Raw genomic sequence first — 12115 nt, 5'->3', positions numbered from 1 at the left:
GTTCAAGATGCGGATTCGGCCTGTTCTGCCTTGTCCGATACGGCATTATGGTAAGTTACCTGCGGATAAGGGATATTAATCCCGGCCTTGTCGAATGACAGCTTCACCGTTTTCACCGTATTCCACGCAACTTTCCAGTAATCAGCACTGTTAATCCAGTACCGGCAGCACAGGACGACGGAACTATCGGCCAGTTCCGAGACAAAATAGACCGGCTCCGGTTTAGCAAGAACACCTTTCTGAGCCTCGACAATCTCCTGGATGATGGATAAGGCTTGGCCAATATCGTCTTCATAACCAATTCCAACCTTGAAATCGTGCATCCTGGATTTCATCCGGCTGTAATTGGTGACGGGCGTGTTCCAAAGCGTAGAGTTCGGCGCGAGGATATACAGGCCATCGTAAGTTTTGAGTTCGGTGGCAAAAAGACCAATTTCCTGCACGGTTCCGACGACTGTTCCGGTGCTGATATATTCACCCACCCGAAATGGCCTTAGTACCAGAAGCATTATACCTGCAGCGATATTCTGTAACGTGCCCTGAAGCGCGAGACCTATAGCAAGACCGATCGCGCCAAGCGCTGCTAGAATGGATGCGGTTTGGACGCCGAACTGTCCAAGAACCATCACGAAAATGACAGTAAGTATGCCATAACGAACTGCCGTTCCAAAAAAACCGATAAGCGTCGGGTCGAAGCCCTTAATTTTGGATAATGAACTAATAGTCCATCGCTGTAAAAAGCCAGCCAGTATCCAGCCAACACAAAGGATAACCACCGCGCCAAGTGTGGACAACGAGTATCGTATCAGTAGGTCGTAAATCTGGAGAACGAATGTGTTTGTATTTGCTATCAGCTGTGTGGCTTGTTCTTCCATTTTTCCGTCTGCGGTTGTTTCGATTAGGGCGAAAACAGAGGATAGGGCAAAATTTCGCCAAGGCGAAATCGTAGCGCACGAATAGCGCCGAAAGAGGATGAATGGTGCGGTCGGCGGGACTTGAACCCGCAAGTCTAAAAGACGACGGATTTTAAGTCCGTTGCGTATACCAATTTCGCCACGACCGCAGCAATTGCAATTGTCTATGTCATGATTTGCATCACGATTTCAAGCCACAAAGCCCGATAACGTCAACAGTTAGAACTACCGAATACATGCTTATTCTAAATCGTTGATTTCATGATCCGGTGAGCTTCAACCTTGTCTGCATTGCCAAACACATGTAGCGATGGGCGAAATCCCGCAGGAAATGCAGAAAGTCAAATAATGACCGCCTTCGTTAAATATGTATCCGAGGCCGAAAAGGCAATGCGCGCGCTGTTTCCGGAAACGCCGCTGCAGCTCAACGATTACCTGTCGCGGAAGTACGGTGCGGAAATTTGGCTCAAGCGTGAAGACCTTACTCCTGTTCGATCCTACAAGATTCGCGGTGCTTTCAACTTCATTTCCAAAGCGGTTGAAACCACTGACCAGAATGCGGTGTTTGTTTGCGCCTCGGCAGGCAATCATGCGCAGGGGTTTGCGTTCGTTTGCCGTCATTTTGGTCGCAAGGGCGTGGTTTTCATGCCGGTTACGACGCCGCAGCAGAAAATTGACAAGACCCGCGCTTTTGGCGGTGAATTCATCGAAATCAAACTCGTGGGAGATATTTTCGATGTTTGCTACGCTGCCTCACAGGAATTTGCCGCAAGCCAGAAGGGCGTGATGGTGCCGCCTTTCGATCATCCCGGCATTGTCGAGGGACAAGCCACGGTGGCGCTGGAGATCGAACGGCAATTGCCTGACGAACGGAAGCCCGACTTCATTCTGCTGCCGGTCGGTGGTGGCGGACTGTCCGGCGGTGTTACGCACTATATCTCCGATCTTGGTTGGAAGACTGGTTTTTGCTTTATCGAGCCGCAAGGTGCGGCGAGCCTGAAAGGAAGCCTTGAAGCAGGCAAACGTATCAAATTAGCCAATGTCGATAATTTCGTCGATGGCGCGGCAGTTGCCGAAATCGGTAAGGAAAACTTCAAGCTTCTCAAAGGGTTTGATCCGAAAACTGTTATAACGGTTCCGGAAAACCGGCTTTGCGCAACAATTATCGAGATGCTCAATATTGAGGGCGTCGTTCTTGAACCGGCAGGGGCTCTTGGCATCGATGCGCTGAAGGATTTCAAGAAGAGTGATCTCAAGGGCAAGCGTGTCGTCATTGTTGTTTCGGGCGGCAATTTCGATTTTGAACGCCTGCCGGATGTGCGTGAGCGTGCGCTTCGCTTTGAAGGCTTGAAGAAGTATTTCATATTCCGCTTTCCGCAGAGGCCGGGCGCGCTTCGTTCATTTCTCGATCTTCTTGGACCAGATGACGATATTGCTCGTTTCGAGTATCTGAAGAAATCGGCACGTAATTTTGGCTCGGTGCTGATCGGCATAGAAACGAAGAACGCATCGAACTTCAAGCTTCTGGAACAGAAATTTGCAGAGGCAGGTTGGGCCTATCAGGACATAACGGACAATCAGGTGCTCGCTGATTTCATCATCTGATTTTGACGGTTTAAGCAAAATCGGTTGCTTTTTCAGTGAAAACGCCCCATATGCCTTTTCAGGCGCATGGGCCGACGTGTTCGTCGGCTTTCCCGGCATTGGACTTGTTGCGTCTCGCCTCTGTCTTCCAGAATGGTTTGGAAGCGGGGGAGACCCGAGTAATGTTCGGGCACGGCAGCGCAAGTCGCCAGGAGTTTGCAAGCTTCGGCGTCCCGTCGTTATCATTGAACAGTTAGAGTTCGGCAAGTTGCGCTTGACCGGCATTTGTGTGCGGGCCATGATATCGTGGTGCCGCTGAAAGAGATTGAATTGACAAAAGAAATTACGGGCGGCTTTGCCGCTCTTGGCGTTACCGGCATTCTGCTCAAGGGCGTCGAAGCCGCCGGCATGACCGAGCCGAAGCCGATCCAGTTGCAGGCGATCCCGCACCAGCTTGAAGGTCGCGATATTCTTGGTATTGCGCAGACCGGCTCCGGCAAGACTGCAGCGTTCAGCCTGCCAATCCTGCAGAAGATCATCGGCCTTGGCGACAAGCGCCGCCCAAAAACCGCACGCGCATTGATCCTGGCGCCGACGCGTGAACTCGCGGTGCAGATCGAACAGACGATCCGCAATGTTTCCAAACATGCGCATATCTCGACAGCGCTTGTTCTTGGCGGCGTTTCCAAACTGTCGCAGATCAAGCGTATCGCACCCGGAATCGATGTTCTGATTGCCACGCCGGGTCGTCTGACCGATCTGATGCGCGACGGTTTGGTAGATCTTTCGCAGACGCGCTGGCTCGTCCTTGATGAGGCGGACCGTATGCTGGATATGGGCTTTATCAACGATGTAAAGCGCATTGCGAAAGCAACACACTCCGACCGTCAGACCGCTTTGTTTTCGGCAACTATGCCAAAGGAAATCGCATCGCTGGCAGGAAGCCTGCTGCGTGATCCGGTCCGCGTCGAAGTCGCCCCGCAGGGAACCACGGCTGCCGAAATTACGCAGGTCGTGCATCCCGTACACACCAAAGAGAAGCGTCGTCTGCTTTCAGCGCTACTGGGCGACAAGGCCATGCGTTCGGTCATAGTCTTCACTCGTACGAAGCATGGCGCTGATGCGGTGGTTCGCCATCTCGAGCGCGATGGCTATGAAGTTGCCGCCATCCACGGCAACAAGTCGCAGAATGCACGTCAGCGCGCGCTTAACGGTTTCCGTGATGGATCGCTGCGGATTTTGATCGCAACCGACATTGCGGCACGCGGCATTGACGTGCCGGGCATCAGTCATGTTGTGAATTACGATCTGCCTGATGAGCCGGAAACCTATGTCCACCGTATTGGCCGCACCGGTCGCAATGGAGCAAGCGGCGCTTCAATAACACTCTACGATCCGGCTGCGGAAGAATCCAAGCTGCGAGCGGTCGAGCGTGTGACGCGCAACAAGCTTCCGATCAAGGATGCACCCGTGGAGCTTGCACCGGCTCCGACACCGCGTGCTGCCGCTCCCGGCGAACGCCCGCAGAATACCGGACATCGCAAAGGTGGAACACCACAGAAGCCGCGCCGTGCCGCCCCGAAGGTTGGCGAACATCGCGGAAGCGCTCAGGCTGCTGGTGATGGTGCTACAAAGACGAAGCGTCCGTTCCGCCGCAAGCGTCGCAATGCCAATGTTAACGGTGGACAGCGCGCTGCATAAGTATTGAAGCTGAGTTTCAAACATTTTTCCAAAAAGCCGCTCTTCTCGGGCGGCTTTTCTATTCGAGGCCTTGAGGCAGGTTTCAATTTGCACAACCCGCTGGAAAAATATTCTACACTTGCTTGAAGGGCAGGGCGCTTCCTCATAACGTCCTTTGCGAAACAGGAAGGACGGAAGCTATGTTCCAATCGGTGCTCGACGCTATCGGCAATACGCCATTGATCCAGTTGAAGAAGGCTTCCGAACTGACCGGCTGCGCCATTTACGGCAAGGCCGAGTTCCTCAATCCCGGCCAGTCGGTGAAAGATCGGGCGGCGCTCTATATTATTCGTGATGCCGAAAAACGCGGGCTTCTGAAACCGGGCGGGGTTATTGTTGAAGGCACGGCTGGCAATACCGGTATTGGCCTCACCATGGTTGCAAAAGCGCTTGGTTATCGTACTGTTATTGTTATTCCTGAAACGCAGAGCCAGGAAAAGAAGGATGCCTTGCGTCTGCTTGGCGCTGAACTGATTGAAGTTCCAGCCGCGCCCTATCGAAATCCGAACAATTATGTGCGCCTCTCTGGGCGATTGGCTGAGCAAATTGCAAAAAGCGAGCCGAACGGCGCAGTATGGGCCAATCAGTTCGATAATCCCATTAACCGACAAGCCCATATTGAAACCACGGCTCAAGAAATCTGGCGCGATACCGATGGCAAAGTGGATGGGTTTGTCGCAGCTGTCGGATCGGGCGGAACACTCGTCGGCACAGCATTCGGTCTGAAGGACCACAATGCGCGTATCAAGGTCGCACTTGCCGATCCATATGGAGCTGCGCTCCATTCCTTCTACACGACAGGAGAGCTGAAAGCTGAAGGCGACTCGATTACAGAAGGCATCGGGCAGGGGCGTATCACCGCTAATCTTGAGGGTTTTGCCCCCGATTTCTCGTACCGCCTTTCCGACGCGGAGGCACTCGATATTGTGTTCGATCTCGTGGAAAATGAGGGCCTATGCCTGGGCGGTTCGTCGGGCATCAATATTGCCGGTGCAATCCGGCTTGCAAAAGATCTCGGACCGGGCCACACAATTGTGACTATGCTTTGCGACTATGGTAATCGTTACCAGTCCAAGCTGTTCAATCCTGCTTTCCTGCGCAGCAAGCGCCTGCCTGTGCCGGGATGGCTGGAACAGAAGATCGAGATAGATATACCGTTCGAGGGATAATGATGGCATACGAGACCGAAGCGCTTTTCCGCGAAGATTCCTATCTTTCAACGGCGGAGGGCACGGTACTCGCCATTACTGAGACGGGCGGGATTATTCTCGATCAGACAAATTTCTACGCGACCTCCGGCGGTCAGCCGGGGGATATAGGTTTTTTTGAACGCACCGACGGCTCACGTATCGTGATAGCGGCAACAGTTACTGGCGAGCACAAGAACGAAATCATTCATGTTCCGGTAGAAGGGCAGGCTTTGCCCACAGTGGGTGAGAAGCTGGTCCTGCATATCGACTGGCCGCGTCGTTACAAACTGATGCGGATGCATACGGCCTGTCACCTGCTTTCGGTCGTCTGCCCATTCCCTATTACCGGTGCTGCGGTGGGCGAGGATGAAAGTCGCATTGATTTCGATCTTCCCGACCCAAGCTACACCAAGGAATTCGTGACCGAAAAACTCATGGAGCGAGTGAACGCCAATGATGCAGTCGCCATTCGCTGGATCAGTGATGATGAGTTCCTTGCAAATCCAGATATCGTGAAGTCGAAGAATGTGCGTCCACCGGTAGGGCTCGGTCGTATACGTCTCGTCCTCATTGGTGAAAACGGTGTGGTGGATTCGCAACCTTGTGGCGGCACGCACGTTTCCGAAACGCAGGAAGTGGGTGCGATCCACATTGGCAAGATTGAGAAAAAGGGCAAGGAAAATCGCCGGTTCCGCATTCGTTTTGGCGCACTGCCGGAAGCTTGAATGCAATGTTTTCCGCATGTTTTCCGGTCTCACGAAACATGCTTGAGGAGTGTTGACCCATGGTAGAGAAGAGCGCCTTCGTCGTTTCGCGGGATTGGTTGAATGAACGGCTCGGCGAGCCGGGTATCGCGATTGTCGATGCCTCCTGGTATCTGCCGGCTGCTGGACGCAATGGTCAGGGAGAATACGACGCCGGGCATATTCCGGGTGCTGTATTTTTCGACCAGGACAAGATCGCGGACAAGGAATCCGGTCTCCCACACACCCTGCCGTCGCCAGAGCTTTTTGCACAGCACGTTGGTGCAATGGGAATTACGGCTGATGAAACAGTCGTAGTTTATGATGGAGTGGGCATGTTTTCCGCGCCACGTGTTTGGTGGATGTTTCGCGTCATGGGAGTGAAAAATGCCTATGTGCTTGATGGCGGCTTCGACGGCTGGAAAAAGGCTGGCTATCCGGTCACTGATGAAGTCACAAAGATCGCGCCAACATTGTTCACACCATCGTTCAACGAGGCTGCAATAGTTGATTTCTCCGAGATGCGCGAGATCGTGGACGAACGACGCGCCCAGATCGCCGATGCACGCGCAGCAGGTCGCTTCGCTGGACGCGATGCGGAGCCACGTGCCGGTATGCGTTCCGGCCATATGCCCGGTGCGCGCAATGTTCCTGTTGGCACCTTGTCTGAAAATGGTGAACTGAAGGACCTTGCGAGCCTGCGCAAGGTTTTCGACGAAGCAGGGGTCGATCTCTCCAGGCCGGTGGTCACGAGTTGTGGCTCCGGTGTGACCGCAGCAGTCATCATGCTGGCGCTGGCATCACTCGGTCACACGGATAACCGTCTTTACGACGGCTCCTGGAGTGAATGGGGAAGCAGGCAGGACACTCCCGTTGTCACCGGTGAAGCCGAACAAGCATGACTGAAAAACTGACTGCCCGCATCACGCATTTGGAAATGTCTACCCGTCATCTCATTCAGGTGCCAGTGCCCTCTGGTATTCGCCTTGCTATCATGCGCGCGGTTAACATGCCGGTACATTACTATCGCTACCTTTATGAACAGGTCGGACGCAAGCATCACTGGATGATGCGACGTGTTCAGACTGACGCGGAAGTTGCAGAGGTCATTCACGCCGATACGACTGAAATCCACGTTATCTACGCAGATGGCTGCCCGGCGGGTTTCGTCGAGCTCGACTTGTCAGGTTTGCCGGAAGCTGCCGAAATTGTCTATTTCGGTTTGATCGATGATTTTCAGGGGCGGGGGCTCGGCAAGTTCTTCCTGAATGAGAGCATTGCGACCGCGTGGGCACATGGTCCGAATAAAGTGACAATCCATACCAATACGCTCGATAGTCCGCGCGCATTGCAGCTTTACCAGAAAATGGGATTTATACCGGTTGGATGGTCTGAAGAAGTTATCGAACCCTGGAAATGAAGCATCGTGCTATCCGCGCGCCACTTCCCGAGCGCTCGCAATGGAGACGACAGACGCGCTGGCCAAGCGTCCACTTTCTTCATCGAAGACCACACAGTTGCGGCCACGCTGCTTGGCAATATAGAGACAGCGATCCGCGCGGCTGAGTACTTGCGAGTTCGTCTCGTTTTTCGGTGCAGAGGCGACACCGATGCTGATCGTTAAGGGATAGACCTGATATTCGGTTGTATGAAACGGCGTGTTTTCTACTTCCGTGCGTATACGTTGCGCAACGCGCATACCGGTTTCTCCGCTGGCACCTGGCAGAAAAACGCAGAACTCTTCTCCACCAATGCGTCCCACGAGATCGCCTTTGCGGGTTACATTCTGAAGCGCAAAAGCGATCAGTTTCAATGCACGGTCACCAACGCCGTGGCCGAACGTATCGTTGATTGCCTTGAAGTGGTCCGCATCTATAACGAGCAATGTGCCTGTTTCGATACGTGATCGGCTGATCTTCATGGCTTCAAACAGCGCCTCGCGATTGAGAAGCCCGGTCATATGGTCTATCCGCGACCGTGCCTGCAATTCAACATGGGCTTTCTCGAGCTGGAGATATGCGTCTCTCAGCTTGCTATGCTGGTGAAAAATATAGGCAAGTGAAGGGAAGGCTGTCACAGCGGGAATGCCCACGCTAAGGCTGAGTGCGATGATGCCAGGCGTGGCGCCAGCAGAAAATGCTGCTATCGATGTTGCCCCCAGAGAGAACACAACGACAGACAGCGTTATCAGTGCTGCTTTCACTAGAGCAGTCTTCTTCATTCCCCGGCACTCCCAACCCTGAGTGAGGATGATTAACGACCCCGCCTGAACCCTAAATGAACGGGCTATATTTTGCGGGCCTTATAAAAGGAACGCCTGAGAGGGGAAAGCCACCATCATGAGTTTCCTACAATTTTGTGTTTATTAGTGCCATTAATGACACAATCATAGGTAGCATGATGATACTATGTTACGAGGAAATGTAATTAAGCACAACTATATTTAAAAGAACTGTCGCCATAAGATATAAATGGCGACTAGCTAATATATGCAAGGGGCGGCTTCTGCATGGCGTTGTAAAAGCTCCCGGAGTAGCGAGGGGCGTCATGATACTCCGGGATTATAGCTGTTACTATGGTTCCTGATGGCTTGAATCAGAAGACCGCCAGATATTTCAGAAGTGAAATGATGCCGATGATGATCACGATAACTTGAGCGATCTGTTTGACCTTGGCATCCAACGGTAGCATGTTGATGAGATAGAGTACGAGGAAGATTACAAGAATTGTTATCAGAAGGCTGATGAGGATGGACATAGACGGTCTGATCCTTCCCGGAACTTGGGGTTGCATTGCTCATCAGACAACAGTTCCTCTGTGCTGTCTGATTGAGCCTGTTAGAACCGGAAGAAAGAGCAAAGCTCTTGTAGCCGGCACATCGTCTCCAATCCAAAAGCGATGTGCCGGTTAACGTTCCAATGAAAAGAAGGTTCCACTTTGTAAGTGATGACTTAAACAAAGCTGGCGCCAAACAGCGTCAGACTTTCAAGATAATCAGATGCGCATGCTGCCCGTTTCACGACGGCGCTGATGCCAACTGAAAGCCTCTTCAATCAGATGGGGTGTGTGTCCGCCACGCGCGCTCGCGCGGTTAAAATAATCGTTGAGCTGTGGGCGATAATCGGGGTGGGCGCAATTATCAATGATAACACGTGCGCGTTCGCGTGGGGCGAGGCCACGCAGATCGGCGAGCCCCTGTTCCGTCACCACAATGTCCACGTCGTGTTCCGTGTGGTCGACATGTGTGACCATCGGAACAACAGAGGATATGGCACCGTTCTTTGCTTCGGATTTCGTGACGAAAATTGAGATGAAGGCGTTGCGAGCAAAGTCGCCAGAACCGCCAATCCCGTTCATCATATGTGTTCCGTCGACATGTGTGGAGTTCACATTGCCGTAAATGTCGAATTCCAGTGCGGTATTGATGCCGATAATGCCAAGGCGCCGGATGACTTCCGGGTGATTGCTGATCTCCTGCGGGCGCAGAATCAGCTTTTCCCGGTAACGGTTGATATTATTGAAGACACGCTCTCCGCACGCTGGGCTGAGCGTGATCGAGGATCCGGAAGCAAAATCCAGCTTTCCAGCATCGAAGAGATCGAAAGTGCTGTCCTGCAACACTTCGCTATACATGCGCAGATTATGGAATGGGCTGTCAACAAAGCCGTTCAACACGGCATTTGCAATAGTACCAATACCAGCCTGAAGCGGATTGAGCGTCAGGTCGAGGCGTCCCGCGCCAACTTCCTGCATCAGAAAGTCGATCAGATGGCCAGCAATAGCAATCGTTTCGCCGTCTGCCGGTTCCACGGTCGATGCACTATCATTTTCCTGCGTGATAACGATTCCTGCGATCTTTTCCGGCGGTATAGGAATATATGGCAGGCCGACACGGCTGTCGCATGCAGTGACCGGTATCGGATCGCGGGAAGGGCGCTTTGTCGGAATATAGACGTCGTGCAGACCTTCGAGCGCCATCGGCTGATTGAGATTCAGTTCTACAATCACCTTTTCGGCCAGAATGGCAAAACTTGCTGAGTTACCGATCGATGTCGTGGGAATGATCCCTCCGCTTTCGGTTATGGCGAGAGCCTCAACTATAGCACAATCAATCGGGCCGATCTGGTTTGAGCGCAATTGTTCAACAGTTTCGGAAAGATGTTGGTCGATGAACATCACTTCGCCGCGATTGATGGCGGCACGCAGAGTTCTGTCGACTTGGAATGGCATGCGCCGTGAGAGCACATGGGCTTCGGTGAGAAGCTTGTCGACGTCGTGACCAAGCGACGCTCCGGTGATCAGCGTGATTTTGAAGGGATCAATTGCGGCACGAGCAGCCATGGCAACCGGCACGGCCTTGGCGTCGCCAGCCCGGGTAAATCCACTCATGCCGACGATCATGCCATCCTGGATAAGGTTCGCGGCTTGTTCCGCGGTAATGATCTTGTCTCGAAGCGAAGTGTTTCGAATGCGCGCATCCAACATCTTTAAATCTACCTTCCTTCCCATCCGGGCAGCTCATTCGGGTGTGAGCCGGAAATGGCGCCCATTGTCTCGAAAACAAGAGACCGCTACCGACATTTGCGAAAGGCGGCGCCGCCCGGGTAATAGCTTATACGGATCGACAGTACACGCATGCTTTGGTCGTAGATGCCAATACAGATTACTGTGATACGTGGCGTGTTTCCCACGTCCGGCGATTCTTCGAAATGATCGAAATCAACGACACCTGGTGATCACATAAGATAGATTATGGAACTTACTCGTGCGACCACAGGCGGGGTTGAAGCCATATATATCAATAGCTGATGAGCTTTGTATGGCTCCATGTGGGCTAGAATACTAGCGACGCCGCGCGACATAGAGATGGCCTGGAACGGGTGCTCCTTGTTCGCTGCGTACGACGATGTCCTCGCAACGCACACAGCCCATTCCATGCTTGTCAAGCATTGCACGCACATAGGATTGTGCGTGGGCAAAGCGTTGATAGTCTCCAACCATGAATGCGCGCCCGGCAAGCCGTGTATCGTCTAGCGTTTCGCTGGAAAATCCGAAATGTCCGCCTGATGAAAGATGCGCGGCTACACCTGCGAAGAATTTGTCCAGCTCACCCATGTAAGGCAGAACATCGGTGGCAACGATCAGATCCCATTGCGGTTCGCCCGTCGTTTCGAGAAAGCGGACAGCTTCGCCGACAAATAACGCCTGATAATCACCTTTCTCATAAGCGACTTCGATCATGTTCTCGGAGATATCGACGCCGGTCTTATGTCCGGCCATGTCATCGAGCGCGTCGGCAGACAAACCAGTGCCACAGCCCAGATCAAGCATGCGTTCAGCGAAAAATTCGTCGTCCATGTCGAGGAGAATTTCCCGCAGTTGAAGCGGAACGTCATATCCGAGTTGGTCCACAAGGATCGTATCGAACATTTCGGCATGCTGATCGAAAAGCGTCGAGACATAGGCATCCGGCGCCTTCAGCGGCACAGCACCACGTCCCATGCTCGCAAGCCGTACGGCAGCGCCGCCATGGTCCTCGGGGTCGATCTTCAGAACGTCTTCATAGGCCTTGGCAGCAGCGTCGAAATCGCCGGCTTTTTCCAGTGCGAGCGCCCGATTATAGGCTTCTGCAAGCGCGTCCTGATCGAAAGCCTGGGCATCATTCTTTGCCATTGATTTCTGCCTTCCTTGCCTTGCGTTGGTTTTTGTCAAGGATAGCGCAACAAATGCGCGATTTCGCTAGAACATATTTCGATCCGAAAGCGGAATCCTGTAATCACGGAACCGGCCCCTGCCCGTCCTCCTACGCCGATCCAATTGCTCTCGCAAGCGCCATGTGAAGGTACTTTCATCCGTATTCAATAAAATAAATACTTCTAATATTGTTTATAACTTCCATTTATAGAGTTATTATATGGAACTATATAAGTTCGATGATAGCATC

General features: G+C 52.8%; 11 protein-coding genes and 1 tRNA gene. 6 read left to right on the top strand and 6 right to left on the bottom strand.

The features are described from left to right. Window positions 1-2: 2 nt before the first annotated feature. Window positions 3-875: a mechanosensitive ion channel domain-containing protein gene (locus FJQ48_RS15930; RefSeq protein WP_139975934.1), complete on the bottom strand. Its 873-nt coding sequence runs from the start codon at window positions 873-875 to the stop codon at window positions 3-5. Window positions 876-977: 102 nt separating this feature from the next. Continuing rightward, window positions 978-1063: transfer RNA gene (locus FJQ48_RS15925), tRNA-Leu, on the bottom strand. Window positions 1064-1259: 196 nt separating this feature from the next. On the opposite strand from FJQ48_RS15925, the gene ilvA reads away from it, so the two are divergent. The 6 genes from ilvA to FJQ48_RS15895 all read left to right on the top strand — a co-directional run bounded on the left by ilvA (window position 1260) and on the right by FJQ48_RS15895 (window position 7591). Continuing rightward, the gene (gene ilvA, locus FJQ48_RS15920) at window positions 1260-2519 is read left to right on the top strand and encodes a threonine ammonia-lyase IlvA (RefSeq protein WP_180350241.1); all 1260 of its coding nucleotides are present in this window, start codon (window positions 1260-1262) and stop codon (window positions 2517-2519) included. A 288-nt stretch (window positions 2520-2807) separates the two neighbouring features. Then, window positions 2808-4199 (top strand): DEAD/DEAH box helicase, encoded by a 1392-nt coding sequence (locus FJQ48_RS15915; RefSeq protein ID WP_139975932.1) that lies wholly within the window; start codon window positions 2808-2810, stop codon window positions 4197-4199. Window positions 4200-4378: 179 nt separating this feature from the next. Further along, window positions 4379-5407 carry a cysteine synthase A gene (locus FJQ48_RS15910; protein WP_139975931.1) on the top strand — a complete coding sequence of 343 codons (1029 nt, stop codon included), beginning with the start codon at window positions 4379-4381 and terminating at the stop codon, window positions 5405-5407. A 2-nt stretch (window positions 5408-5409) separates the two neighbouring features. After that, the gene (locus FJQ48_RS15905) at window positions 5410-6153 is read left to right on the top strand and encodes an alanyl-tRNA editing protein (protein WP_139976321.1); all 744 of its coding nucleotides are present in this window, start codon (window positions 5410-5412) and stop codon (window positions 6151-6153) included. 59 nt (window positions 6154-6212) lie between these two features. Beyond that, window positions 6213-7073 (top strand): 3-mercaptopyruvate sulfurtransferase, encoded by an 861-nt coding sequence (gene sseA / locus FJQ48_RS15900; protein WP_139975930.1) that lies wholly within the window; start codon window positions 6213-6215, stop codon window positions 7071-7073. Then, window positions 7070-7591, top strand: a complete 522-nt coding sequence (locus FJQ48_RS15895) for a GNAT family N-acetyltransferase (RefSeq protein ID WP_247870402.1) — start codon at window positions 7070-7072, stop codon at window positions 7589-7591. Before sseA ends, FJQ48_RS15895 begins: the two co-directional genes overlap by 4 nt. A 9-nt stretch (window positions 7592-7600) precedes the next feature. Here FJQ48_RS15895 and FJQ48_RS15890 read toward each other — a convergent pair whose 3' ends face one another. The 4 genes from FJQ48_RS15890 to FJQ48_RS15875 form a co-directional block, all read right to left on the bottom strand. Continuing rightward, the gene (locus tag FJQ48_RS15890) at window positions 7601-8392 is read right to left on the bottom strand and encodes a GGDEF domain-containing protein (protein WP_139975929.1); all 792 of its coding nucleotides are present in this window, start codon (window positions 8390-8392) and stop codon (window positions 7601-7603) included. A gap of 374 nt (window positions 8393-8766) precedes the next feature. Continuing rightward, complete coding sequence (locus FJQ48_RS15885) at window positions 8767-8928, bottom strand: Thivi_2564 family membrane protein (RefSeq protein WP_010660091.1); 162 nt, start codon at window positions 8926-8928, stop codon at window positions 8767-8769. 237 nt (window positions 8929-9165) lie between these two features. Beyond that, complete coding sequence (locus tag FJQ48_RS15880) at window positions 9166-10656, bottom strand: acetyl-CoA hydrolase/transferase family protein (RefSeq protein ID WP_139976319.1); 1491 nt, start codon at window positions 10654-10656, stop codon at window positions 9166-9168. A gap of 357 nt (window positions 10657-11013) precedes the next feature. Continuing rightward, window positions 11014-11844, bottom strand: coding sequence for a class I SAM-dependent methyltransferase (locus FJQ48_RS15875; protein WP_139975928.1), 831 nt, complete (start codon window positions 11842-11844; stop codon window positions 11014-11016). Between the last annotated feature and the right edge of the window lie 271 nt (window positions 11845-12115).

Origin of the sequence: Ochrobactrum sp. CGA5 (assembly GCF_006345815.1) — a bacterium.
In the GTDB taxonomy this organism is placed as follows: domain Bacteria; phylum Pseudomonadota; class Alphaproteobacteria; order Rhizobiales; family Rhizobiaceae; genus Brucella.
This window is presented reverse-complemented; position numbering and strand designations above follow the sequence as displayed.

Excerpts from the sequence above, each read along its gene's own strand:
- FJQ48_RS15930 (WP_139975934.1), bottom strand. The coding sequence starts at position 875 with ATGGAAGAACAAGCCACACAGCTGATAGCAAATACAAACACATTCGTT.
- FJQ48_RS15910 (WP_139975931.1), top strand. The coding sequence starts at position 4,379 with ATGTTCCAATCGGTGCTCGACGCTATCGGCAATACGCCATTGATCCAG.
- FJQ48_RS15905 (WP_139976321.1), top strand. The coding sequence starts at position 5,410 with ATGGCATACGAGACCGAAGCGCTTTTCCGCGAAGATTCCTATCTTTCA.
- sseA (WP_139975930.1), top strand. The coding sequence starts at position 6,213 with ATGGTAGAGAAGAGCGCCTTCGTCGTTTCGCGGGATTGGTTGAATGAA.
- FJQ48_RS15895 (WP_247870402.1), top strand. The coding sequence starts at position 7,070 with ATGACTGAAAAACTGACTGCCCGCATCACGCATTTGGAAATGTCTACC.
- FJQ48_RS15890 (WP_139975929.1), bottom strand. The coding sequence starts at position 8,392 with ATGAAGAAGACTGCTCTAGTGAAAGCAGCACTGATAACGCTGTCTGTC.
- FJQ48_RS15885 (WP_010660091.1), bottom strand. The coding sequence starts at position 8,928 with ATGTCCATCCTCATCAGCCTTCTGATAACAATTCTTGTAATCTTCCTC.
- FJQ48_RS15880 (WP_139976319.1), bottom strand. The coding sequence starts at position 10,656 with ATGTTGGATGCGCGCATTCGAAACACTTCGCTTCGAGACAAGATCATT.
- FJQ48_RS15875 (WP_139975928.1), bottom strand. The coding sequence starts at position 11,844 with ATGGCAAAGAATGATGCCCAGGCTTTCGATCAGGACGCGCTTGCAGAA.